The organism is Streptomyces manipurensis (assembly GCF_049570255.1).
In the GTDB taxonomy this organism is placed as follows: Bacteria; Actinomycetota; Actinomycetes; order Streptomycetales; family Streptomycetaceae; genus Streptomyces; species Streptomyces manipurensis.
This window is the reverse complement of record NZ_CP186950.1, coordinates 5919075-5942585: the sequence shown is the minus strand read 5'-3', so window position 1 is coordinate 5942585 and position 23511 is coordinate 5919075. Positions and strand designations below refer to the sequence as shown.

Genomic DNA, 23511 nt, shown 5'->3' with positions numbered 1-23511 from the left:
GCCGGGACCGGCCGGTCCTGGCCGGCCCCGCCGCGTCAGCCCCGGCGGCTGCTCTCGTCGCGCAGCCAGGTGGAGAAGTCCTGCTCCCGGATCGCCCTGCGGGACCGTCGGCGGGCGGCGAGCGCGGCCGCCGCGAACACCGCGACCGCGGGCAGCAGTTCCGGGTCGGCGCGCAGCATCGCGCGCAGGTCGGAGCCGCCGGTGCGCGCCGAGGGGGCGTCCTGCGCCCGCCCGTCCCCGGGAACCTTCAGCTGCCCCGTGGCCTGCAGGGACTCCAGCTCGGCCGTCGAGGTGGCCGCCCGGACCTTGCGGCGGACGAGGTCGGACCAGGTGCGCGGCGGGTGCACGACCACCCGGGCGGAGTCGACCACGCGCCGCTCCCCCGGCCCGAAGGCGAGGGAGGCGGCCAGGTCGTCGGCCATCAGCGGAGGCAGGGCCGCGATCCGCTCGTGCCCCTCCTCGGTCACGGCGATGACCCCGCGGCCGAACAGGCCCTCGCGCACGGCGGGCAGGCGCTGCCACACCCGGTAGTAGGCGCGCACAGGCCAGGCGGCGCCCGCGAGCGGGATCAGCCGTCCCGGGGCCGCGGCCAGCAGGCCGGGGTCCCCGGCGAGCTCGTCGGTCAGGGCCCGCACGTCGGCGGCGCCGAGCACGACGTCTGCGTCCACGTACAGCCGTGGGAATCCGCGGGCGTGCTCGTCCCCGGCCCGGAGCGCCGCGTGCTTGGAGGGGACGGGGATCTCCACGACCCGGACGCGGTCTCCGCGCGCGGCCGCGACCCGGGCGGTGTCGTCGGTACAGCCGTTGCACACCACGACGACGTCGGGGCCGGACGCATGGGGGTCGGCCAGGAGTTCGTCGAGGAGCCGGCCGATGACCCGGCCTTCGTTGTGGGCCGGTATCACGATGCTGGTCACCCGGGCAGTATGCACCGTCGAACACCCGCTCCAGGCGTTTCCGTCAAGTCTGCCCGGACGTAAGCCCGGTGGTCTAGATTGAACGGCGCCGACCGGAATCGGCATGCTTCTCCGACACGCCTCGGCGCTGCCCGGAGGGCACCTTCCGGATACGGCAAGGGCGTTACGGGTTCGGCCGCTTGTGGGGAACGGGCGGTCGGGCCGGGGGGCGGAACACGCGGTTCACGCAGAGCATCGGTTGTGGGGGGCCATCACCGTTGAGCAGGTCGGACATGCCACGCGCGGGTGTCCGGCCTGCCGTCGACGGCATTTCCCTCCATCACACGCGTCCCGGCCATGGGTTGTCGTCACGCCGTCCGGCGTGCGCGGAAGGAAGGGGAACGCTGTGAAGAACACCGCGAAGGACACGGGGCAGGACGCCGGATCCGCCGGCCGGGGGGCCGACGCCCCCTTAGGCGTCGCCGTGGTCGGCGCCGGTTACTGGGGGCCCAACCTCGTCCGCAACTTCCAGTCCAGCCCGGAGTTCCGGCTGCAGTGGCTGTGCGACCTGGACGTGGACCGGGCCCGGCAGGTGCTCGGCGGCTACTCCACGGTCCAGGCGACCGCGGACTACGCGGCCGTCCTCGCCGACCCCTCGGTCGACGCGGTCGCCGTGGCCACTCCGGCCGGAACGCACCTGGACGTCGCGCTGGCCGCGCTGCGGGCCGGCAAGCACGTCCTGGTGGAGAAGCCCCTCGCCGCCACCTACGAGGACGGGCTGCGGCTGGTCACCGAGGCCGAGGAGCGCGGCCTCACCCTGATGTGCGACCACACCTACTGCTACACCCCGGCCGTGGGCCGGATCCGGGACATGGTGCGCTCCGGGGAACTGGGCGAGATCCACTACGTGGACTCCGTACGGATCAACCTGGGCCTGGTCCAGAAGGACATCGACGTCCTGTGGGACCTGGCCCCGCACGACCTGTCGGTCCTCGACTTCATCCTCCCCGACCACGTCGAACCGGTCGCGGTCGCGGCGCACGGCGCCGACCCGATCGGGACCGGCCAGTCCTGCGTGGCCTACCTGACCCTTCAGCTGAACACCGGCGCCATCGCGCACGTGCACGTCAACTGGCTCTCCCCGACGAAGGTGCGCACCACCATGGTCGGCGGGTCCAAGCGCACCCTGGTCTGGGACGACCTCGACCCCACGCAGCGCGTCTCGGTGTTCGACCGCGGCGTGGAGCTCAGCACCCCGCAGGAGATCGGCGCCGACGAGCGCCGCGACATGCTCGTCTCGTACCGGACCGGCGACATGGTCGCGCCGGCGATCGGCGAGAAGGAGGCCCTGCGCAGCATGGTCGAGGAGTTCGCCGACGCCATCCGCACGGGGCGGCCGGCCCTGACCGACGGCCGGGCCGGCCTGAAGGTGCTCGACATCCTCGAGGCCGCCTCCCGGAGCCTGGAGTTCCGCGGCGCGGTCGTCGGGCTGCGCACCGGGCGCTGACCCCCGCGGTCCGGCGGGCCGGCCGCGGACCCATCGCATTTCCGTCACACGCAACACCACGAACGAACCAGTGGGGGCAGGGCGTTGAGCAAGGTACGAGGCAAGAGGATTCTGGTCACCGGAGGAGCGGGCACCATCGGCTCGCACGTGGTGGACCAGCTGGTGGACAACGGGGCACGCGAGATCGTGGTGCTCGACAACTTCGTGCGGGGGCGGACGGCCAACCTGGCCCGCGCCCTGCCGAGCGGCGTGGTGGAGGTCGTCGAAGGCGACATCCGCGACGTGACGGCGGTGCGCAAGGCGACCGAGGGGGCCGACCTGGTCTTCCACCTGGCCGCCATCCGGATCACCCAGTGCGCGGAGGAGCCGCGGCTGGCGAACGAGGTCATGGTGGACGGCACGTTCAACGTGCTGGAGGCGGCGGCCGCGGCCGGGGTCGGCAAGGTGATCGCCTCCTCCTCGGCCTCGGTCTACGGGCTGGCCGAGACCTTCCCGACGACCGAACGCCACCACCCCTACCACAACGACACCTTCTACGGGGCGGCGAAGGCCTTCAACGAGGGGATGCTGCGCAGCTTCCACTCCATGTACGGACTGGACTACGTCGCCCTGCGCTACTTCAACGTGTACGGGCCGCGGATGGACATCCACGGGCTGTACACGGAGGTGCTGATCCGCTGGATGGAGCGGATCGCGGGGGGCGAGCCGCCGCTGATCCTCGGCGACGGCACGCAGACCATGGACTTCGTGGACGTGCGGGACATCGCGCGCGCCAACCTGCTGGCCGCCGAATCGGACCTGACCGACGAGGTGTTCAACGTCGCGCACGGCACCGAGACCAGCCTGCTCCAGCTCGCGCAGGGCCTGTTGGAGGCCATGGACGCGGACGGCCTGGTGCCGGAGCACGGGCCGGCCCGGGCCGTGAACGGGGTGACCCGCCGGCTCGCGGACACCTCGCTGGCCTCCGAACGCCTCGGCTTCACCGCGGAGATCGACCTGCGGACCGGGCTGCGGGACCTGGTCGACTGGTGGCGGGCCGAACGCGCCGCCGACACCACCGGCGGCACCGCGCAGGCGGGCCGATGAGCGCGCCCGACACCGCCGCGGACCGCATCCCGGTGATGGTGCCCTGGCTCGGCGAGGAGGAGGCCCGGGCGGCCGCCGACGCCGTGCTCTCCGGATGGGTGGCCCAGGGCCCCCGGGTCGCGGAGTTCGAGCGGGCCTTCGCGGAGCGGGTGGGCGCCGGGCACGCCGTCGCCGTCAGCTCGTGCACCACCGCCCTGCACCTGGCCCTGCTGGCCCTGGAGCTGGGGCCGGGCGACGAGGTGATCGTCCCGTCCCTGTCGTTCATCGCCACGGCCAACGCGGTGCGCTACGTCGGCGCCCGGCCCGTGTTCGCGGACGTCGAGGAGGCCACCGGCAACCTGACGGCGGCCACCGTGGACGCGGTCCGCACGCCCCGGACCAGGGCGGTGCTCGTCGTGCACCAGGGCGGCGTGCCCGCGGACGTGCCCGCGCTGCGCGCGGCGTGCGCCGAGTGGGACGTGGCGCTGGTGGAGGACGCGGCCTGCGGCATCGGCGCGACGGTCGGCGGGAAGTCCGTCGGGCACGGCGCCCTGCTCGCCGCCTGGTCCTTCCACCCCCGCAAGGTGATCACCACCGGCGAGGGCGGCATGCTGACCACGGACGACGGGCAGTGGGCGGAGCGGCTGCGCCGGCTGCGGGAACACGGGATGAACGTGTCCGCGGCGCAGCGCCACGCGAGCAGCACGCCGATCGTCGAGAGCTATCTGGAGGTCGGCTACAACTTCCGGATGACCGACATCCAGGCCGCGGTCGGTCTGGTGCAGCTCGGCAGGCTGGACGAGATCGTCGCCCGGCGGCGGGCGCTCGCCGCCCGGTACGGGGAGCTGCTGGCCGGGGTCCCGGGGGTGCGTCCGGTCCGTGATCCCGCGTACGGCGAGGGCAACTTCCAGTCGTACTGGGTGCTGTTGGAGCCGGAGTTCCCCGTGGGCCGCGACGAGCTGCTGGCGGTGCTGTCGGAGGCCGGGATCTCCGCCCGGCGCGGCATCATGGCCTCGCACCTGGAGCCGGCGTACGCGGGCCACGGGGCCGCGGCCCTGCCGGTGACCGAGCGGATCACCCGCGACTCCCTGATCCTGCCGCTGTTCCACACGATGACCGCCGCCCAGCAGGACCGGGTGGTGGCCGTGCTGCGGGATCGGGCGGGCGGATGATCGGGGCGGGCGCCGCCACCGAGGACCTGCTGATCGTCGGGGCGGGAGGGTTCGCGCGGGAGACCGCGCAGGCTGTGCGGGACGTGGCCGCCGCGGACACCGCGGCGGGCCGCCCCCCGCGGTGGCGGCTGGCCGGGCACCTCGACGACGATCCGGCCCTGCTGGGCCGTGACGTCGACGGGGTGGCGGTGCTCGGCGGCTGCGACCTGGTCCACGAGCTGCCCGCCGCACGGGTGGTGGTCTGCGTGGGCAGCCCGCGGGACTACGCGGTACGGGCCCGCCTCGTACGGCGCCTGGGGCTCCCGGGGCACCGCTGGGCGACGGTGGTCCATCCCACGGCCGCCGTCTCGGCGTCCTCGGTCCTGGGCCCGGGGTCGGTGCTGCTCGCGCACTGCGCGCTGACGGCCGGGGTCCGGGTCGGGTCCCACGTGGCGGTCATGCCGCAGGTGGTGCTCACCCACGAGGACGAGATCGGTTCCTTCGCCACCCTCGCCTCGGGCGTCCGCCTGGGCGGCGGGGTCCGGGTGGGGACGGGGGCGTACGTGGGGGCGGGTGCGCTGGTCCGGGAGTACGCCCGGATCGGCGCCTGGTCGCTGACCGGCATGGGCAGCACCGTCCTCGCGGACGTCCCGGCCGGGGAGGTGTGGGCCGGCAGTCCGGCCCGCCTCCTGCGGCCGGCGGGGGCCACGGCCCTCGCCGAACTGGCCCGTACGACGGGGACACCCGGCGGGCCCGCCGGAAAGCCGCTGGTGCCCGCACGGGCAGCGGCGCACGGCACGGAAGACGGCACCGGCCCGGACGGCCGGCGGCCGGAGACACGGATGGAGAGTCCCGTCGTATGAACCAGATACCGCTGGTCGACCTCAAGGCCGCGCACGCCGAGGTCGCCGAGGAGTTAAGGGCAGGGTTCGACCGGGTGCTGGCCGACACGGCCTTCATCGGCGGGGCGGAGGTCCGGGCCTTCGAGCAGGAGTACGCCGGCTTCGCCGGGGTCGGGCACTGCGTGGGTGTCGCCAACGGCACCGACGCCCTCGAACTGGCCCTGCGCGCCTCCGGGGTGGGCGTCGGCGACGAGGTGGTGCTGCCCGCCAACACCTTCATCGCCACCGCCGGAGCCGTGGCCCGGATCGGTGCCCGGCCGGTGCTCGTCGACTGCCTGCCGGACACCCTGCTGATGGACCCGCAGGCCGCGCTGGACGCCGTCGGCACGGCCACCCGCGCGGTGGTCCCCGTGCACCTGTACGGGCAGTGCGCGGACGCCGCCGAACTGGCGGAGCACCTTCCCCCGCACGTCGCGGTCGTCGAGGACGCGGCGCAGAGCCAGGGCGCCACCCGCCGGGGCCGCTCCCCCGGCAGCGGCACGATCGCCGCCACCAGCTTCTACCCGGGCAAGAACCTCGGCGCGTACGGGGACGCGGGCGCGGTGGTGACCGACGACGCGGAGCGCGCCGACCTGGTGCGGGCGCTGGCCAACCACGGCGGGGTGGCCAAGTACCGCCACGACGTGGCGGGCTTCAACAGCCGGCTGGACGGGCTGCAGGCCGTGGTGCTGCGCGCGAAGCTGGCCCGTCTGGCGGAGGGCAACGCCGCCCGTCGGGCCGCGGCCGACCGCTACGGCGAACTGCTCGGCGACCTGGCCGCCGACGGCCGTCTCACCCTTCCGGTCACCGCGGAGGGCAACGTCCACGTCTGGCACCTGTACGTCGTGCGGATCTCCGGAGCGGACCGCGACACCGTCGTCGGCAAGCTCAACGCGGAGGGGATCGGCGCGGGCGTGCACTACCCGTCCCCGGTCCACCTCACCCCGGCCTTCGGCCACCTCGGTCACGGTCGCGGGGCCTTCCCGCACGCGGAGCAGGCTGCGGACCGCATGCTCTCCCTCCCCCTCTTCCCGCAGATCACCGCCGCGCAGCAGCAGCGGGTCGTGGAAGCGCTCTCCGACGCCCTGCGCTGACCCGCGCCGGCGTGAACCCGATGAGGTCCCCATGAAACGACGGACAAGGTCCCTCCGCCACGGTCTGTTCACCGTGGCGGCGGCCCTGCTGGCCACGGCCCTCCCCCCGGCCGCGGTGGCCGGAGCGGCCGATCCCTGCGGTCCCACCACGAACGCGATCGTCTGCGAGAACTCCAAGCCGGGCACCCCGACGGAGGAGTGGTTCGCACCCAGCGCCTACGGCGACATCAAGGGATTCCCGGACCGGACGAGCGTCCAGGCCGGCGAGACCCTGCACTTCAAGGTCCAGTCCCCGACGTCGTACAAGGTGTCGGTGTACCGCCTCGGCCACTACGGGGGCACCGGTGCCCGGCTGATGTCGACCGCGGCCCAGGCCGCCCAGACCTACCCGGCGAACTTCGCGCCGGGCGGGAACCCGGCCGCCTGCACCACCAAGGCCTCCACCGGGCTGGTCGACTGCGGCAACTGGCCCACCACGGCCTCGTGGACCGTGCCGGCCGACGCCGTGTCCGGTCTCTACGTCGCCAACTTCGACCAGGCCGACGGCAACGGCGTGATGCCCTACCCGTTCGTGGTCCGCAAGGACTCCAGCCACTCCGACATCGTCGTGCAGACCAGCGACCAGACCTGGCAGGCGTACAACAACTACGGCGGCCAGGACCTCTACGACGGCGGCGGGCCGGCGCCCGACGGGCGGGCCTACGAGGTCAGCTACAACCGGCCGATGGACATCGGCGGGGACAACGGGATCTACGGTTCCGAGTTCCAGATGGTCGCCTGGCTGGAGCGCAACGGCTACGACGTGAGCTACATGTCCGGCATCGACATGTCGGTGCGCGGCGCGACCCTGCTGCAGAACCACAAGGTGTTCATGTCCTCCGGGCACGACGAGTACTGGACCCAGGACCAGTTCACCAACGCCCTGAACGCGCGCCGCGCCGGGCAGCACCAGACGTACTTCGCGGGCAACGAGATCTTCTGGAAGACCCGGCTCTCCCCGAGCATCGACGGGACGAACACCCCCGACCGGACGCTGGTCTCGTACAAGGAGACCAAGCTGTCCTTCCCCCAGCCCAACGGCGTCCCCGACCCGAGCGGGATCTGGACCGGCACCTTCATGGACCCGGCCAGCGCCACGAACGGCCGGCCCTTCCAGCCGCAGAACCAGCTGACCGGCTCGATGTTCAGCGTCAACGGCTACCGCAGTGACGCGATCACGGTGCCGGGCACCTTCGCCAAGCAGCGCCTGTGGCGCAACACCACGGTCGCCAACCTCACCCCCTCGCAGACGGCCACGTTCCCGCAGGGCACGCTCGGCTACGAGTGGGACAGCGACGTGGAGAACGCCAGCCGGCCCGCCGGACAGATCCAGATGTCGTCCACGACGGTCGACATCGAGGACGGCAAGCTCCTGAAGGACTACGGCAACACCTACGGCAACGGGACCGCGACGCACAGCCTGGTGGCCTTCCGCGACCAGACCTCGCACGCGCTGGTGTTCGGCGCGGGAACGGTGCAGTGGTCCTGGGGCCTGACCAACATGCCCACATCCAACCCGGACGACACCGTGGTCACCGCCGACAAGCGGATGCAGCAGGCCACGGTGAACGTGTTCGCCGACATGGGCGTCCAGCCCAAGTCGTTGCAGAGCGACCTGGTCGCCTCGACCGCCTCCACGGACACCGTGGGCCCCGGCATCACGGTGACCAGCCCGGCGGCGAACGCCACCGTGCCGGCGCTGCGGCCCGTGACCGTCACCGGGACGGCGACCGACACCGGCGGCGGTGTCGTGGCCCGCGTGGAGGTGTCCACCGACGGCGGGACCACCTGGAAGGCGACGACGGGCCTCGGCTCGTGGAGCTACCAGTGGACCCCGACCGTCCCCGGCCCCGTCCAGATCAAGGTGCGCGCGGTCGACGACAGCGTCAACATCGGCGCGACCACCACGGTCCCGCTGACCGTCGGCCCCCAGCAGTGCCCCTGCACCGTGTGGCCGGCCGCGGCCGTGCCCGGAACGGTCAACGCCGGTGACGGCAGCGCCGTCGAGCTCGGCGTGAAGATCCGCTCATCGGTGGCCGGCTCGATCACGGGAGTCCGGTTCTACAAGTCCCCCGCCAACACCGGGACGCACACCGGCAGCCTGTGGAGCAGCACCGGCCAGCGCCTCGCCACCGGCACCTTCACCAACGAGACGGCCTCCGGCTGGCAGCAGCTGAACTTCGCCAGCCCGGTGCCGATCAAGCCCAACACCACCTACGTCGCCTCCTACTTCGCCCCGAACGGCGGCTACTCCTTCGACAACACCTTCGCCGCCTCCGAGGCGGGCCTCGCCCCGCTCACGGCGCTCAAGAGCGGCACCGACGGCGGGAACGGCGTCTACCGCTACAGCGGCACCGGCGGCTTCCCGAACAAGGCCGCCTCCGGCAGCAACTACTGGGTGGACGCGGTCCTGGACACCGCCACGGCCAGCACCACCCCGCCGACCGTCACCGCGACCTCACCGCAGTCCGCGGCGACCGGCACCCAGATCACGGCGGCGGTGAGCGCCACCTTCAGCACGGCCGTCGACGCGGAGACCCTCACCTTCACGGTGAAGGACGCGGGCGGGGCCACCGTCCCGGGGACCAAGGTCCTCCCCGCCTCGAACAGCGCCACCTTCGCCCCGTCCTCCGAGCTGGCCCTGAACACCACGTACACGGCGTCCGTCCAGGCCTCCGACCTGTGGGGCAACGCCATGGCCGCACCGGTCACGTGGAACTTCACCACCAGTGCCAGCCCGCCCACCGTGAACTGCCCCTGCACCCTGTGGAGCGGCAGTGCCACCCCGAGCACCGCCAACGTGGGCTCCGACACCAACTCGGTGGAGCTGGGCACCCGCTTCCAGTCCGCGGTGAACGGCTACATCACGGGTGTCACCTTCTACAAGGGTCCCGGGAACACCGGCACCCACACGGGCAGCCTGTGGTCCGCCTCGGGCACCCTGCTGGCCACCGGCACCTTCGGCAGCGAGACCCTCTCCGGCTGGCAGCAACTGCAGTTCGCCACGCCCGTGCCCATCACCGCGGGCACCACCTACGTGGCGTCCTACCACGCCCCGAACGGCAACTACTCGGTCGACGGGGGCTACTTCTCCGGCGCCCACCGCTCCTACCCGCTGGTCGCCCCGGCCGACGCTCCCGGAAGCGCCAACGGGCTCTACAAGTACGGCAGCGCCACCGCGTTCCCGTCGAACACCTTCGGCTCCGTCAACTACTGGGTCGGACCGGTCTTCACCACCACCCTGCCGAACTCCGTCCAGTCCACGGACGGTTCCACGGAGGTGTCCGGCCAGTGAGCACGGTCAGCGTGGTGATCCCCTGCTACAAGTACGGCCACTTCCTGGCCGACTGCGTCCGCAGCGTCCTGGACGAGCAGCCGGGCGTCGACGTCCGGGTGCTGATCATCGACGACGCCTCGCCCGACGACTCGGGGGACGTGGCGCGCGCCCTGGCCGCGTCCGACCCCCGGATCGAGGTCGTGGTCCACGAACGCAACCGGGGGCACATCGCCACCTACAACGAGGGACTGCTGGAGTGGGCCGACGGGGACTACGTCGCCCTGCTCTCGGCCGACGACCGGCTGGTGCCGGGGGCCCTCGTGCGCGCCGCGGCCCTGCTCGACGCGAACCCGCAGGCCGGGTTCGCGTACGGCAGGCCGCTGCGCTTCACGCACGGCGGGCCGCTCCCCGCCGCCCGCACCCGGTCCACCGGATCGGTGGTCTACCCCGGGCAGTGGTGGCTGGAGCGGCGCTTCCGGGAGGGCACCGGATGCATCACCTCGCCCGAGGTGGTCGTCCGCACCGCCCTCCAGCGCAAGGTCGGGGGCTACGACCCCGAGCTGCCGCACGCGGGGGACATCGAGATGTGGATGCGGCTCGCGGCGCACGCCGACGTGGGCTACGTCCGGGGCGCCGACCAGGCGTTCTACCGGGTCCACGGCAACAACATGTCCACCACGGACTTCGGTGGGCAGCTCGACGACCTGCGCCAGCGGCTGGTCGCCTTCACCTCGGTGCTCGACAAGTGCGGCGGGCTCCTGCCCGACCGGGACCGGCTGTCGGTCGCGGCGCGGACCCGGCTCGCCCGGTACGCGCTGCGGCGCGCCTACCGGGCGTACGACCGGGGGCGGACCTCGGTGGTACCGGTCGACGAGCTGGTGGAGTTCGCCGCCGAGTGCCTGCCCGGCGGCGGCCACGCGAAGCTCGGTGAGTACCGGGCGCTGCTGCGGCGCCGGCGGATCGGCGCCCGCGCGATGCCCTACCTTCAGCCGCTGGTGCTGTCGGCCGTGGCCGACCGCGGGCGCGAGTGGCTGTGGTGGGAGTCGTGGAAGCGCCGGGGCATCTGATGCTCCGTCCCCACCGGTCCTCCCGGAGGCTCCTCGGGACCGGCGCCGGCGCTCTCGCGCCGGCGCCGGTCCCGGCGTGTGAGGAGCCGGTCCGCCCACAGGGCCGCCGTGACACCGCAGACCGCGGCCAGCAGGGCCACCCCCGCGAGGCCCCGGATCCGGTCGCCGGTGCGGGCGACCGCGTGCGGCTGCACCAGGACCTCCACGCTCATCCGCGCGCCGGCGGGGATGCCCTGCTGCGTCTGGAGGGTGTTCAGGTGCGCGGTGTAGACCTCGATGATCTTCCGTACCGAGGTGTCGGCGACGGCGGGGTCGGGGTGCTCCGCCTGGATCTGCAGCGAGGGGATCAGATGGCGCGGGGTGACGCTCGTACCGCTGTTGCGCGGCGTCATCCGGTACGTGCCGGCGACACCGGCCGCCCTCAGCTCCTCGGCCCCGGCCGGCGAGTCCAGCTGCTGCACCACGCCGTAGGAGACGGCGGCCAGCGGCGGCTGGAGGTTCGCGAGCTGGTTGGGCTGGGTGCTGGTCACCGGCGGCTTGAGCACCACGATCGCCGAGCTGAGGTGGGACGGCGAGGGTCTGAGGACCGCCGCCGCGCCGGCGGCCGAGACCAGCGCCGCCACCACGAGGACGTACCAGCGCCGACGCAACGCACGGACCAACTCACCAGGCGACACGGGGTTCCTTTCCTTCATGTCCGATCTTTGCAGGACCCGGGTAGGTCCGCCATCAAATCCGCTACGCGTCAGGGGAGTTCGTGAGCATCCGTGAAATGGGCGCGGTGCTGCGCCGCCGCTGGTACGTGCTCGCGCCCGTGGTGCTGCTCAGCCTCCTCGCGGCGCTGCACCTGTACCGGTCGGTGCCGGTCGCCTACCAGTCCCAGAGCTCGGTGGCACTGCTGGACTCCTCGGCGGCCTCCCAGCTGCCGCCCTCCTTCGGCAACCCGATCTCCAACGCGGGCGGCGCCCTCGTGGTGACGGCGGACGTGCTGATCAGAACGCTGTCGGGGGCCGACGCGGCACGCGATCTGCACAGTCTGGGCGTCACCGACCCCTACACCGTCGGGTTCGCCGCGAACACCTCGGGCCCGCTGCTGACGCTGACGGTGACGGGCACCGACCGGGGGAAGGTCCTGGAGGAGACCAACAAGCTGACCGACTTCGCCGGGGAGCAGCTCAACGCGCTGCAGGCGGCGGCCAAGGTGCAGCCCGCGTACATGGTGCAGACCGCCCCGGTGGTGCTGCCGCAGACCCCCGTCCCCCAGCTCAAGAGCCGCTACCAGCAGGTGCTGGGGGTCCTCATCCTCGGCGCCGCCGGCGGGTTCGTGCTGTCGTTCGTGACGGACGCGGCGCTGGTGGCCCGCCGCCGCAGGCGGGAGCGGATCGGCGCCGGGGCGCCCGCCGCTCCCGGCCGGCCGGGGGCCCGGCGCCGGTCCCGGGGGCGTCACCTCGACGCCACCGCCCTGCTCACCGGCTATCTGGCGCTGGCCTTCTTCGTACCGTCCAACCTGACCCTGCCGGGCATGGGCGGGGTGGGCACCCCGGCGAACGTCTTCGCCCTGCTGGGCCTGTTCTGGTACCTGGCGACCTGGCTGACCGGCCGGATCCGGCCGCGGCCCGGGACCCGGCTGCCGCGGGTGGTGATGTGGCTGCTGGCGGTGTCGGTGCTGGCCTCGTACGTCGCCAACGCGAGCCGCGGGGCCGTGCGCAAGGAGCTGCTCGGCGCGGACCGCGGGCTGATCGCCCTGCTGGTGTGGGTGTCGCTGGTGGTGCTGGTGACCGCCGGCATCCAGGACCGGGCGCGGCTGGACGTGCTGATGCGGCGGGCCGTGGTGATGGGCTCGGTGGTGGCGGCCATCGGCTTCTACGACTTCTTCACCGCGACCAACATCGCCGACAGCATCAGCATCCCCGGACTGCAGTCGAGCGTCGCGCAGATCACGACGCTGAACCGGGGGGCGTTCACACGGCCCCGTTCGACGACCGCGCAGCCGCTGGAGTTCGGCGGGATGCTGGCGCTGCTGCTGCCCTTCGCGGTGCACCAGGCCTTCGACCCGGCCCGGCGCCGCCTGAAGGCCTGGCGGCGGTGGGCGCCGGTGGTGCTGATGGGCGGGGCCCTGCCGCTGACGGTGTCGCGGACCTCCATCATCGGGGCGCTCATCGTGATCCTGGTGATGGTGCCGCGGTGGAAGCCGCAGCGGCGGTGGACGGCCGTCGGGGTGCTCGTGGGGGCGGTAGCCTGCTTCAAGGTGATCATCCCGGGGCTGATCGGGACCATCACGGCGCTGTTCGCGTCCTTCCTGACCAACTCCGACAGCAGCACCCAGGCCCGTACGGTCAAGTACAGCGCGATCGTCCCCTATCTGGACGAGCGGCCGCTGTTCGGCCGGGGGCTCGGCACCTTCATCCCCGAGCTCTACTTCTTCACCGACAACCAGTACATGCTGACGCTCGCCGAGATGGGGCTGCTGGGGCTGGTCGCGCTCCTGGCCCTCTTCTTCGCCGGCATCCACCAGGGCGGGGCGATCCGCCGGCTCGCGGCCGACGAGTCCGACCGCGAGCTCGGGCAGGCGTTCTTCGCCTCGGCCGTCGTCGCCCTGGTCGTCAGCGCCACCTTCGACGCACTCAGCTTCCCGATGTTCGCCGGGATGTTCTTCCTGACGATCGCCGCCGGGGGCACCTACCTCGGCTTCATCCGGCGCGCCGCGCCGAAGCCCCGAACCGTGGAGTCCGCATGTCTTCCCGCCGACCGGCCGTCCCCCAGCATGTCCCCGGCTCCGGCTCCGGTCCCGTAGCCGTCCTCGTCGTCACCTGGAACAGTGCCGCGGTGCTGCCGGAGTTCCTCGCCTCCCTGCCCGAGGGCATGGCGGGCCTCGACTGGCGGCTGGTCGTCGCCGACAACGACTCCGCCGACGGCACGGTGGAGCTGGTCCGCTCCCTGGCCCCGGACGCCACCGTCGTCCAGACGGGCCGCAACGCCGGCTACGCGGCCGGGGTGAACGCCGCCCTGGGTGCGGCCGCCGCCTGGACGGGCGGCTTCCGGGCGGCCCTGGTGTGCAATCCGGACGTGCGCATGCGACGGGGCTGCGCCAAGGTGCTCGTGGACGCGCTCGGCGCCGTCCCCGCGGACGGCGGGGGCCGCCGGACCGGGATCACGGTCCCGCTGCTGTACGAGGAGGACGGGCGGACCCTGCTGCTGTCGCTGCGCCGCGAGTCCCGGGTGACCAGGGCGCTCGGCGAGGCCGTGCTGGGCAACCGGCGGGCGGGGCGCTTCCCGCGCTGGAGCGAGCTGGTGACGGACCCGGCCGCGTACGAGCGGGCGACGGTGGCGGACTGGGCGACGGGCGCGCTGATGGCCCTGTCGCGGGAGTGCCTGGACGCGTGCGGCCCCTGGGACGAGTCGTTCTTCCTGTACTCCGAGGAGACGGAGTTCTGCCTGCGGGCCCGCGACCGGGGTTTCCTGACCCGGCTGGAGCCCGCGGCCTCCGCCACGCACCTGGGCGGGGACTCACAGGTCTCGCCGCGGCTGTGGACCCTGCTGACGGTCAACCGGGTGCGCCTGTACGGGCGCCGGCACGGTCCGGCGGCGACCGCGGCCTTCCGGGCGGCCGTCCTGCTGCGCGAGGCCTCCCGGGCCGCCCTGGGCCGCGAGGCCAGCCGGGCGGCGGCCCGCGCCCTGGCCGGCCGGGGCGCGCTGCGCACCGTACCGGGCCCGTGAACGGCGCCGGGGTGCCCGCCGGTCCGGACCGGCGGGCACCCCGGGAGCCGGGGCCTGCGGTTCAGGTCCGGCCGGTGGCGTCCCAGGCGGTCCAGAAGCTGTCGGGGTTGACCAGGTAGCGGACCGTGGCATGGGGCACGTGGCGCACCTCGTGGCGGCGGGAGTAGCGGCGGACCAGTTCCCAGTCCTCGCGGGGCAGCACCTCGGGGGTCCGGCGCAGGCGGCTGAAGTACAGGGAGCCGGTGCGCCGGGCCACGAAGGCGTTGGTGTCCAGGAAGGCCTCGCGGGCGGCGCGCCGGCGGTCGAAGGGGACCGACAGGACGTCCCGTTCGGTGCCGTCGGGCAGGACCCGGCGCAGCGCGGTGTAGACGGCGTCGGGGCCGCCCGGCCGTTCCAGTTCGGCCAGGGCCCGTTCGAGGTGGTCGGGCTCCCAGCGGTTGTCGTCGTCGAGGAAGGCCACGTACCGCGACCTCGTCAGCCGGATGCCCACGTTGCGCACCACCCCGGCGGTCGCCGTGTTGCGGGCCAGGGAGACCGCGAAGAGGCGCGGGTCGGCGGGGAGTCGGGGCAGGCCCGCGCCGTCGTCGACGACGATCACCACCTGGTCCTCGACGGTCTGTTCCAGGGCGGAGCGGACGGCGGCCACCAGGGCCTCGGGACGCCGGTGGGTGGCGATCACGGTGGCGACGCGGGCGGTGGGGGGCCGGCCGAGGGCGGCGGCGAGGCGGGCGGTCTCGGCGTTCTCGAAGCGGCGCAGCCGGACCGCGGACGGCGCCAGCAGGACCTTGTTCCTGGCCTCGAAGAGCACCAGCCAGCCGAAGGTCCGCTTGAGCAGTTCCCAGGGGGCGCGCGCGATCCGGCGCTTCATGTCCGTCGGTCCTCTCGATGGTCAGGGGGTGGTCGGGGGGAGGACCGGTCTGCCGTCGGACAGGTGGTTGTCCTTCCACACGTTGCCGGGGCCGCCCGCGTTCCAGGCGGTGACCGGGCCGTACGCCCCGGAGGCCGGGTGGTACTGGGTCGAGAAGACGTTGCCGGTGACCTCGATGCCGTGGGCGCCCGGCCCGCCGCCGTAGAGCGCGTACGCACCCCCGGCGAGCCAGTTGTCCGCGACGACGACGGAGGAGACGACACCGGTGTCGGCGAAGAGGCCGACGGCCGCGGTGGCCCCCTTGTCCACGGGGGTGCCGTTCAGCAGGGTGTTGTGGCGGACGGTCAGCCGGCCCTTGTTGCCTCCGCCGCTGATGACGGCGTCGGTGTGCTGCCACTCGCCGCCCTGGTTGCGGAAGGCGACGAGATCGTGGACGTAGTTGTCGTGCAGGTCGCCCTGGCCCATGGAGAGGGCGTTGCCGAACACGGAGATGTCGCACCAGCCGACCTCGATGGAGCTGCCGCCCATGTTGGAGACGGCGTAGTTCACGCCGCCGTTGTCGGGTCCTTTGCCGGGGACGGCGGTGATCGTGGTGTGGAGGACCTTCAGCCCGCTGTATCCGGGGCGGAGGTTGATGCCCCACCAGTTGGTGGAGGTGATCCTGCTGTCGATGACGGTGACGTCGTTGGCGTAGACGTCGAGGGAGCCGCGGATGTCCCAGCCCTTGATGACCGTGCCGTCCTTCTTGACGGACATGTTGCCGAGGTCGTGTTTCTCCAGGGGGATCCGCGGGCCGGTGGTGGAGGCGTCGGGGTATCCGCACGCCCCGGGAGAGGTGCAGGTGCCGGGGGCTGTGGCGGCGGGCCCGGAGGGCGGGGGTCCGCTCGTGGCGGGTGAGCCCGACGGGGACGGGGTGGGCGTGTCCGTCGTGGCCGGCGGGGTGCCCGGGGCGGGAGCGCCGGCGGTCGGGCCCGCGGTGGGGCCGGCCGCGGGATCGCTCACCCCGGTGCGGTCGGCCCGGTGGAGGACGAGGGCCGCGGCGAGGAGGACACCGGCGAGGAGCCAGGCGGCCAGGCGCTTGCGCTCACGCGTCACGGCCGGCCTGCCCGCGGAGCAGGGTACGGGCGGGAAGAACACACAGGACATAGGCCAGTGTGCCCGCGGCGGCGGTCGCGAGGAGCGCGAGCACGCCGTCGCCGAGGTGGCTCTCCAGTACGAGGACTACCCCTGCCATGACGACGCCGCCGAGCAGCGGCCAGGCGCAGGCCCGGGCGACGGTGCCCAGCCGGATGCCCCCGCGGTGCAGGGCGGCGAGGAAGACGGGCACCACCACGACGACGGCGACCAGGACGTGTCCCTGGGCGACGCCCACGATGCCGTCGCTGCGGGCGCCCAGGACCAGCGCGGGGACCAGCAGGACGAGCCAGAGTGCCTGGACGCCGATGAGCGAGCTGCGCCGGCCGATGGCGACCAGGCAGTCGTAGGCGAGTTCGCAGCCGATGCGGACCAGGCCGAGCGCCATCAGCCAGGGCAGGGCCTCGGCGGCGGGCAGCCACCGTTGGCCGTAGACGAGTTCGACGATCGGTGCGGCGAGGGCGGCGAGCAGGACGCAGAGCGGGACGGTGCCGGCCATGACCACGCCGATGGCGCGGCCGAACCCGGCGGCCAGGGCCCCCGGGGAGTCGGCCAGCCGTGAGAAGCCCGCGAAGGACACCCGGCGGGCCGCTTCGGAGATGATGCGGACGGGCCAGCCGGAGATGTTGAAGGCGAGGACGTAGAAGCCCAGCGCGAGGGGGTCCAGGGTGGAGCCGACCACCATCGTGTCGACGTTGACCACGCCGAGCGCGAGCATGCTGGCCCCGGCGAGCGGGAGGCCGAACCTCAGCAGGGCGCGGGCCTGTTCCCGGTCCCAGCCGAACCGCAGGGTGCCGGGGGCGGCGAGGCAGCAGCCGATGAGGGCGGCAACGTTGCCGACGACGGAGCCCCAGGCGAAGCTCATCGCGCCCCAGCCCTCGACGGCGAGGAGCAGGGTGACGGCCGTGCTGAGGACGAAGTTGAGGGCGTCGACGGCCATCCGCCGGCCCTGCGCGAACTCCCGGGTGAGGAAGCCGGCCGGCACCTGGGAGAGTCCGTCGAGGACCACGCACAGGCACATCACCCGCAGCACCCCGGAGGCCTCGGGCGAGCCGAGCACGCCGGCGACGGCCGGGGCGGACGCGAACAGCACGGCGTACAGCAGGCAGCTGGAGACCGCGCTGAGGGTGAGGACGGTGGGGGCGAAGCGGCGCGGGTCGCCCTCCCAGCGGACGATGGCGAGGGAGACGCCGAGCTCGTTCGCGGAGAGCAGCACCAGCAGCACGGTCTGGGCGATGCCGTACACGCCCCAGGCCTCGGGGCCGAGGAAGTAGCGGGCGAGGACGATGCCGGTGGCGAAGTTCCCCAGCCGCATGACGACGGTGTTGATCAGGCTCCACTTGGCGGCGGAGCCGACCTTGCGGCCCAGCGAGGGCGTCTGGGGGGCGGCTTCGGTGTCCGTCGCGGGTCCGGTCACGGCGAACCGCCCGCTCCGGCGGCGACGGTGCGCAGCGCCATGGTCTCGTCGGCGGCGCCGGGCGCCGCGGAGTCGGGGGCGGCCGGGCGGTTCTTCCCGCGCGGGGTCCGCTTGCGGGCCTCGACGAAGAACACGGCGACGAGGCTCAGGACGAATCCCAGCGCGCCCACCATGACGATGTACTGCAGCCGGGTCTTGGTCTGCGGTTCCGGTTTCTGCGGGGGCACGATCGTCGCCATCCTGATCATGGCCTCCGGGGGGACGGACTGCTGGCTCTGGAACTCCTTGAGCCGCTTCTCCGCGTAGGAGGCGAGGAGTTCGTCGGACTTGAGGACGGCGGCAGGGTCGGTTCCGGTGACGGTCAGCCACATGAACGGTCCCTGGGCGTTGTCGGCGATCTTCACCTCGTGGGTGCCGGTGACGCCGAGGGCCTTGAGGTCGGCCTTGGCGCCGTCCGAGTTGAGGTTGCGGGCGAGGCCGTCGGCCATGCCGGTCAGCGAGGCCTGGGTGCTGAGGAAGGGGTTCCCGTCGAAGGCCACGGTGGCCTTCGACGAGTTGAGCAGTGTGACGGTGCTCTGCGACTGGTACTCCACCGGGATCAGCAGGTGCACGCCGGTGGTGAGCGCCGCCGTCAGCAGCAGCCCGGGCAGCAGCACGTACCAGCGCCTGCGCATGACCCGCCATATCTCGGCGAGATCCATGGTCTTCCCCCTTGTTGCGGTGTTTCGGTTACTGCGCCGGGTGCCCGGTGGCCGGGAGCAGGTCGGTGGGCCGGAGCCGGCCGGCCGCCGGCGGCCCGTCCAGCAGGACCCCTGCGATGCGTTCCCCGGCGCGGCCGTCCCAGAGTGCGGGGCGGCGCGGTGCGGGCGGGTGGTCGAGGACCCGGTTGACGGTGTCGACGATGCGGTCGGGGTCGGTGCCCGCGAGGACGTTGGTGCCTTCCTCGACGGTGATGGGCCGCTCGGTGTTCTCGCGGAGGGTCACGCAGGGCACGCCCAGCACGGTGGTCTCCTCCTGGATGCCGCCGGAGTCGGTGAGCACCACCCGTGCGGCGTCCTGGAGCGCGATGAAGTCGAGGTATCCGGCGGCGGGTACCAGCCGGATGCCCTCGGGGACGCCCAGGTCGGCGAGCCGCCGCTCGGCCCGCGGGTGCACGGGCAGCAGCAGCGGACAGCGGCCGGCGATCTCGCCCAGGGCCTTGAGCAGGCCGCGCAGGACGGCCGGGTCGTCCACGTTGGCCGGCCGGTGCAGGGTGAGCAGGCCGTACGCGCCGCGGGTGAGCCCGTGGCGGTCGAGGACGTCGGAGCTCCGGGCGCGCTCCAGGTTGGCCAGCAGGGTGTCGATCATGACGTTGCCGACCATGTGGATCTGGTCCTCGCGGTAGCCCTCGGCGCGCAGGTTGTCCGCGGCGTCGGGCGAGGGCGCCAGCAGGAAGTCGCTGAGCCGGTCGGTGGCGACCCGGTTGACCTCCTCGGGCATGCTCCAGTCGCGGCTGCGCAGTCCGGCCTCGACGTGGGCCAGCAGCGGGCCGGCCTTCGCGGTGACCAGGGCGCAGGCGAGGGTGGAGTTGATGTCCCCGACCACGACCACGGCGTCCGGTGCGAGTGCGTCGAGCAGCGGTTCGAAGGCCGTCATCACCCGGCCGGTCTGCTCGGCGTGGCTGCCCGATCCGGCGCCCAGGTACCGGTCGGGGGGCCGGATGCCGAGGTCGCGGAAGAAGACGTCGTTCATCGACTCGTCGTAGTGCTGGCCGGTGTGGACGAGGACCACCTCGGCGCCGCGGCGCTCCAGTGCGTCCATCACCGGTTTGATCTTCATGTAGTTGGGGCGTGCCCCGGCGACGCAGACGATCCTGGCCATGGCCTCAGAGCACCTCCACCTTCGGTCCGGTCATGCGGTTGCGGGTGTCGAGGACGTAGGAGGCGTGCTCGGTGATCATCTGGTAGTCGAAGGAGTCGTGGTCGGTGAGCAGGACGACGACGTCGGCTCCCGCGATCTCCTTGCGGGTCGCCTCGACCCGGACCAGCCGGGCGTCGACCTTGATGCTCTCGACGACGTGCGGGTCGACCGCGCGGACCTTCGCGCCCATGTCGAGGAGCAGCTGTGCGATGCGCACGGCGGGCGATTCGCGGGCGTCGCCGGTGTTCTTCTTGTAGGCGAGGCCGAGGAGCAGGATCCGGGAGCCGTTGACGGAGCGGCGCTTGGTGTTGAGGGCGTCGATGACCCGGCGCGTCACGTACTCGGGCATGTGGTTGTTGATGTCGTTGGCGAGTTCGACGAAGCGGAAGTTCTGTCCCAGTTCTCGCTGGACGCGCCAGTTGAGGTACGAGGGGTCGATGGGCAGGCAGTGCCCGCCGACGCCCGGCCCGGGGGTGAACTTCATGAAGCCGAAGGGCTTGCTGGAGGCGGCCTCGATGGACTGCCAGACGTCGATGTCGAGGTGGCGGGCGAACATGGCGATCTCGTTGACGAGGGCGATGTTCACGTGCCGGAAGGTGTTCTCCAGCAGTTTGGCGAGCTCGGCCTCCTTGGGCGAGCGCACCGGCACGGTGGTGTCGACGAGCTGCCCGTAGAAGGCCTCGACGGCCTTGAGGGAGGCCTCGTCCACGCCGGAGACGACCTTGGGCGTCTGCTGGAACCCCCAGACGGTGTTGCCGGGGTCGATGCGTTCGGGGCTGTAGCCGAGGTGGAAGTCGGCGCCTGCGGTGAGGCCGGATCCGGCTTCCAGGATCGGGGCGAACAGCTCCTCGGTGGTGCCGGGGTAGGTGGTGGACTCCAGGATCACGGTCGCGCCCGGGCGCAGGAAGCGGGCCAGGGTGTGGGCCGACTCCTCGATGTAGCGCAGGTCGGGGGCGCCGTCCTGTAACGGGGTGGGGACGGTGACGACGGCGACGTCGAAGCCGCCGCAGTCGCGGGCCAGTTCGGTGGCCCGGTAGGTGCCGCGCTCCAGGGCGCGGGCGAGGCGTTCGGAGGAGACGTCCTCCACGTACGACTCTCCGGCGGCGAGGCTCTTGACCCGCCGCGCGTCGACGTCGTAACCGATCACTTGGTGGCCGACCTCGGCGGCCCGGACGGCCAGTGGCAGGCCGACGTATCCCTGTCCCACGACGACGACGCGCATCAGCAGTGACTCCTGTTCGCGGAACCGGCAGACGGTGTGCGGTGGATGAGCTCGCGGACCGTCATGAGGAGGAAGGCAGCGTTGGTGGTGAGGTAGCGCTTTCCGAGGCGGCGCGGTTCCTGGAGGGTGCGGTAGAACCATTCGAGTCCCATCCGCTGCCAGACCAGGGGGGCTCGTTTGGTGATGCCGGCGAGGATGTCGAAGGAGCCTCCGACGCCGTGGACGACGCGGGCGCCGGTGCGCTCGCCGTAGCCGGCGGTGAAGATCTCCTTCTTGGGCGAGGTCATGCCGAGGAAGAGCAGGCGGGCGCCGCTCCCGGCGACGGCGTCGGCGATCTCCCCCTGCTCGGAGTCGTCGAAGTAGCCGTTGCGGCTGCCGGCGACCCGCAGCTTCGGGAAGCGTGCGGAGATCTGCGCGAGCATCAGGTCCAGGACGTCCTGCCGGGCCCCGAGCAGGTAGACGGGGATCTCCGCGGTCTCGGCGGCGGCGAGCAGGCGCATGAACAGGTCGATGCCCGCGACCCGTTCGGGCAGCCGGACGCCGAGCACCCGCCCGGCCCAGACCACGGCCTGGCCGTCGGCCAGGACCAGGTCGCAGCCGGAGACCGCCGCGGCGAGGCGGGGGTCGCGGCGCATGTTGACGAGCTTGGCGGCGTTGACCATCCCGATCTCGATCTGCTCGCCGCGGCGAACCGCGTCGAGGCAGCGCTGGACGGTCTCGTCCATGGTCAGCGGGTCGAGGGCGACCCCGAAGAGCGTGGGTCGGGTCATCCCTGCGGCCCCCCGAGCCATGCGAACAGGAGCCAGCCGAACTCGTACGGACGGCACTCGCGGTCCACGGCCCGGGGGCGGAAGACCAGGTCGAGCGGTGCGAGCCGGGCGTGCGGCGCCACCTTGGCGGTCAGCCCGCGGGCGGCGCGGACGGCCTTCTTCGGGTCGCCGCGGTAGACCTTGCGCCAGGTGATCCCGAGGTCCTCGCGGATCATCCGTTCGCGCGGGGTGCCGTCGGGCCCGGCCAGTTCGGGCACCTCGGTCATCCAGCGCAGGCCGCGGCGGATGTGCGGGCCGAAGTCCGTGCCGCCGGCCTCGGCCAGGTCGAACAGGGCGGTCGGGGCCATGGCGTGCTGGTGCACGCTGTAGACCGGGTAGCCCTCCACCACGCCGCCCTCGCGGGAGTCGTAGTGCCACCACCACTGTCCGCCGTCGCCCTGGAGGTCGCAGATGCGGGCGGCGCAGGCGTCGGCGGCCGCCAGGGCCTCCGGGTCGTCGCCGCTCGCGTGCAGCCTGGCCAGTGCCTGGAGCGGATAGGTCTGGTCGGCGAAGCAGGCGACGTGTGAGCGGTAGCCGGGGACCAGGCCCGGTCCGGTGGCGTGCGCGAAGAGCGGGCTCCGCCCGGTCCTGGCGCTCAGCAGGCGGGCGCGGGCGGCCGGGATCCGGCTCTCCACGTCCGTGACGGGCCGCGCGGCCGCGAGGGCCGACAGCACCCAGGCGGCCTCGACCGTGTACTGCGGCCGGCCCGGCAGGTCCAGCGCGGCCACCCGGTCGAGGGCGTCGGACAGCTTGGGGTGTCCGGTCTCGGCCGCGGCCCAGGCGATGAGCGCCGCGTCGCCGAGGTTCTCCACGCCGGGCAGGCGTTCCACGAGCAGTCCCGTGAACTCCTCGGCGGAGCGCCCGCCGAACAGGGTGCGCTGCCGCTCCTCCGGCAGGAACCGGGCGCCCAGCGCGGTGATGGCCGCGTACCGGGTGCTGGTCCCGCGCAGTTCGAGCAGGCGGCTGCCGTCGGGTGCGACCGTGCCCGCCCGGGTGAAGGCGAAGGTGCCGGCCACCGGCAGGTACATGGCGGGCAGTCCCGCCTCGGCCAGCCCGAGCAGCCGCTGTGCCAGCGCGTGCAGCGCCGGGTCCTCCTGGGCCAGTGCCCCTAATCGTGTGGTGGTCATCGGGTCCCCGTCCCGAAGCCCCTGGTGCTCCCCGCACCCCGCATGTCCGAGCTGTACGGCTCCAACACACCTACCCCCTCTGATCTCTCCTCGGACGGACCTGGCGGTCGCCCTTCCCCGGAGGGGGACTGCGCGTGACGGTGCCCGCGCCGCCGGCGTCCCAGCGCCGACGGCACGAGCCGTCCGGAGGCCTGCGTCTGGATCCCCCCAGCGATGCCCCGGACCGGGAGCACGCGCGCACGGCAGTGTCCTCGGACGCGGTGTTCCCGCGCCCGCAGCGGCACTGCCCGCGGTGCTCCTCGTCGTACACAACCCCCCACTGAGCATGGCCTGTTGCCTGC

General features: G+C 73.0%; 19 protein-coding genes. 9 read left to right on the top strand and 10 right to left on the bottom strand.

Features of this window, described 5'->3' with window-relative positions; translation table 11 throughout:
* Positions 1–35: 35 nt before the first annotated feature.
* Positions 36–917: a glycosyltransferase gene (locus ACPU2J_RS27145; protein ID WP_423834209.1), complete on the bottom strand. Its 882-nt coding sequence runs from the start codon at positions 915–917 to the stop codon at positions 36–38.
* Positions 918–1302: 385 nt separating this feature from the next.
* Between ACPU2J_RS27145 and ACPU2J_RS27140 the strand changes: the two genes are divergently transcribed.
* From ACPU2J_RS27140 to ACPU2J_RS27110, 7 genes are all read left to right on the top strand, one after another.
* Complete coding sequence (locus ACPU2J_RS27140; protein WP_361597811.1) at positions 1303–2403, top strand: Gfo/Idh/MocA family protein; 1101 nt, start codon at positions 1303–1305, stop codon at positions 2401–2403.
* An 84-nt stretch (positions 2404–2487) separates the two neighbouring features.
* A complete protein-coding gene (locus ACPU2J_RS27135) occupies positions 2488–3489 on the top strand; it encodes an NAD-dependent epimerase/dehydratase family protein (RefSeq protein WP_420079176.1) in 1002 nt (333 codons plus the stop codon).
* Positions 3486–4640: a DegT/DnrJ/EryC1/StrS family aminotransferase gene (locus tag ACPU2J_RS27130; RefSeq protein WP_420079177.1), complete on the top strand. Its 1155-nt coding sequence runs from the start codon at positions 3486–3488 to the stop codon at positions 4638–4640. The genes ACPU2J_RS27135 and ACPU2J_RS27130 overlap by 4 nt, the downstream gene beginning before the upstream one ends.
* Positions 4637–5482 carry an acetyltransferase gene (locus tag ACPU2J_RS27125; RefSeq protein WP_423834208.1) on the top strand — a complete coding sequence of 282 codons (846 nt, stop codon included), beginning with the start codon at positions 4637–4639 and terminating at the stop codon, positions 5480–5482. Before ACPU2J_RS27130 ends, ACPU2J_RS27125 begins: the two co-directional genes overlap by 4 nt.
* Positions 5479–6594, top strand: a complete 1116-nt coding sequence (locus ACPU2J_RS27120; protein WP_420079179.1) for a DegT/DnrJ/EryC1/StrS family aminotransferase — start codon at positions 5479–5481, stop codon at positions 6592–6594. Before ACPU2J_RS27125 ends, ACPU2J_RS27120 begins: the two co-directional genes overlap by 4 nt.
* A gap of 31 nt (positions 6595–6625) precedes the next feature.
* Positions 6626–9928: a DUF4082 domain-containing protein gene (locus ACPU2J_RS27115; protein ID WP_423834207.1), complete on the top strand. Its 3303-nt coding sequence runs from the start codon at positions 6626–6628 to the stop codon at positions 9926–9928.
* A complete protein-coding gene (locus ACPU2J_RS27110) occupies positions 9925–10977 on the top strand; it encodes a glycosyltransferase family 2 protein (RefSeq protein WP_361597793.1) in 1053 nt (350 codons plus the stop codon). Before ACPU2J_RS27115 ends, ACPU2J_RS27110 begins: the two co-directional genes overlap by 4 nt.
* On the opposite strand, the gene ACPU2J_RS27105 is transcribed toward ACPU2J_RS27110, so the two are convergent.
* The gene (locus ACPU2J_RS27105; RefSeq protein WP_365079479.1) at positions 10896–11672 is read right to left on the bottom strand and encodes a hypothetical protein; all 777 of its coding nucleotides are present in this window, start codon (positions 11670–11672) and stop codon (positions 10896–10898) included. The two genes, ACPU2J_RS27110 and ACPU2J_RS27105, sit on opposite strands and share 82 nt — an antisense overlap.
* 62 nt (positions 11673–11734) lie before the next feature.
* Between ACPU2J_RS27105 and ACPU2J_RS27100 the strand changes: the two genes are divergently transcribed.
* Positions 11735–13771 (top strand): O-antigen ligase family protein, encoded by a 2037-nt coding sequence (locus ACPU2J_RS27100; protein ID WP_423834206.1) that lies wholly within the window; start codon positions 11735–11737, stop codon positions 13769–13771.
* On the top strand, positions 13711–14694 hold the full coding sequence (locus ACPU2J_RS27095; protein WP_420079183.1) for a glycosyltransferase: 984 nt from the start codon (positions 13711–13713) through the stop codon (positions 14692–14694). The genes ACPU2J_RS27100 and ACPU2J_RS27095 overlap by 61 nt, the downstream gene beginning before the upstream one ends.
* 61 nt (positions 14695–14755) lie before the next feature.
* Here ACPU2J_RS27095 and ACPU2J_RS27090 read toward each other — a convergent pair whose 3' ends face one another.
* Genes ACPU2J_RS27090 through ACPU2J_RS27055 form a run of 8 tightly spaced genes read right to left on the bottom strand, consistent with a single transcriptional unit; the run spans position 14756 to position 23170 of the window.
* Positions 14756–15562, bottom strand: coding sequence for a glycosyltransferase family 2 protein (locus tag ACPU2J_RS27090; RefSeq protein ID WP_423834205.1), 807 nt, complete (start codon positions 15560–15562; stop codon positions 14756–14758).
* 21 nt (positions 15563–15583) lie between these two features.
* Positions 15584–16657, bottom strand: a complete 1074-nt coding sequence (locus ACPU2J_RS27085; RefSeq protein WP_420079185.1) for a hypothetical protein — start codon at positions 16655–16657, stop codon at positions 15584–15586.
* Positions 16647–18113: an oligosaccharide flippase family protein gene (locus tag ACPU2J_RS27080; RefSeq protein WP_420079186.1), complete on the bottom strand. Its 1467-nt coding sequence runs from the start codon at positions 18111–18113 to the stop codon at positions 16647–16649. The genes ACPU2J_RS27085 and ACPU2J_RS27080 overlap by 11 nt, the downstream gene beginning before the upstream one ends.
* On the bottom strand, positions 18110–18814 hold the full coding sequence (locus tag ACPU2J_RS27075; RefSeq protein ID WP_420079187.1) for a chain length determinant protein: 705 nt from the start codon (positions 18812–18814) through the stop codon (positions 18110–18112). Before ACPU2J_RS27075 ends, ACPU2J_RS27080 begins: the two co-directional genes overlap by 4 nt.
* Before the next feature lie 28 nt (positions 18815–18842).
* Positions 18843–19973 (bottom strand): non-hydrolyzing UDP-N-acetylglucosamine 2-epimerase, encoded by a 1131-nt coding sequence (gene wecB, locus ACPU2J_RS27070; protein WP_420079188.1) that lies wholly within the window; start codon positions 19971–19973, stop codon positions 18843–18845.
* A gap of 4 nt (positions 19974–19977) precedes the next feature.
* Positions 19978–21234 carry a nucleotide sugar dehydrogenase gene (locus tag ACPU2J_RS27065; RefSeq protein ID WP_389077765.1) on the bottom strand — a complete coding sequence of 419 codons (1257 nt, stop codon included), beginning with the start codon at positions 21232–21234 and terminating at the stop codon, positions 19978–19980.
* On the bottom strand, positions 21234–22004 hold the full coding sequence (locus ACPU2J_RS27060) for a WecB/TagA/CpsF family glycosyltransferase (protein ID WP_420079190.1): 771 nt from the start codon (positions 22002–22004) through the stop codon (positions 21234–21236). Before ACPU2J_RS27060 ends, ACPU2J_RS27065 begins: the two co-directional genes overlap by 1 nt.
* Entirely contained in the window at positions 22001–23170 is a 1170-nt protein-coding gene (locus tag ACPU2J_RS27055; RefSeq protein WP_423834204.1) for a hypothetical protein, read from the bottom strand. The genes ACPU2J_RS27060 and ACPU2J_RS27055 overlap by 4 nt, the downstream gene beginning before the upstream one ends.
* Between the last annotated feature and the right edge of the window lie 341 nt (positions 23171–23511).

Coding starts and splice junctions, on each gene's coding strand:
- ACPU2J_RS27095 (WP_420079183.1), top strand. CDS start 13,711: ATGTCTTCCCGCCGACCGGCCGTCCCCCAGCATGTCCCCGGCTCCGGC.
- ACPU2J_RS27130 (WP_420079177.1), top strand. CDS start 3,486: ATGAGCGCGCCCGACACCGCCGCGGACCGCATCCCGGTGATGGTGCCC.
- ACPU2J_RS27115 (WP_423834207.1), top strand. CDS start 6,626: ATGAAACGACGGACAAGGTCCCTCCGCCACGGTCTGTTCACCGTGGCG.
- ACPU2J_RS27090 (WP_423834205.1), bottom strand. CDS start 15,562: ATGAAGCGCCGGATCGCGCGCGCCCCCTGGGAACTGCTCAAGCGGACC.
- ACPU2J_RS27065 (WP_389077765.1), bottom strand. CDS start 21,234: ATGCGCGTCGTCGTCGTGGGACAGGGATACGTCGGCCTGCCACTGGCC.
- ACPU2J_RS27055 (WP_423834204.1), bottom strand. CDS start 23,170: ATGACCACCACACGATTAGGGGCACTGGCCCAGGAGGACCCGGCGCTG.
- wecB (WP_420079188.1), bottom strand. CDS start 19,973: ATGGCCAGGATCGTCTGCGTCGCCGGGGCACGCCCCAACTACATGAAG.
- ACPU2J_RS27105 (WP_365079479.1), bottom strand. CDS start 11,672: ATGAAGGAAAGGAACCCCGTGTCGCCTGGTGAGTTGGTCCGTGCGTTG.
- ACPU2J_RS27060 (WP_420079190.1), bottom strand. CDS start 22,004: ATGACCCGACCCACGCTCTTCGGGGTCGCCCTCGACCCGCTGACCATG.
- ACPU2J_RS27075 (WP_420079187.1), bottom strand. CDS start 18,814: ATGGATCTCGCCGAGATATGGCGGGTCATGCGCAGGCGCTGGTACGTG.
- ACPU2J_RS27125 (WP_423834208.1), top strand. CDS start 4,637: ATGATCGGGGCGGGCGCCGCCACCGAGGACCTGCTGATCGTCGGGGCG.
- ACPU2J_RS27120 (WP_420079179.1), top strand. CDS start 5,479: ATGAACCAGATACCGCTGGTCGACCTCAAGGCCGCGCACGCCGAGGTC.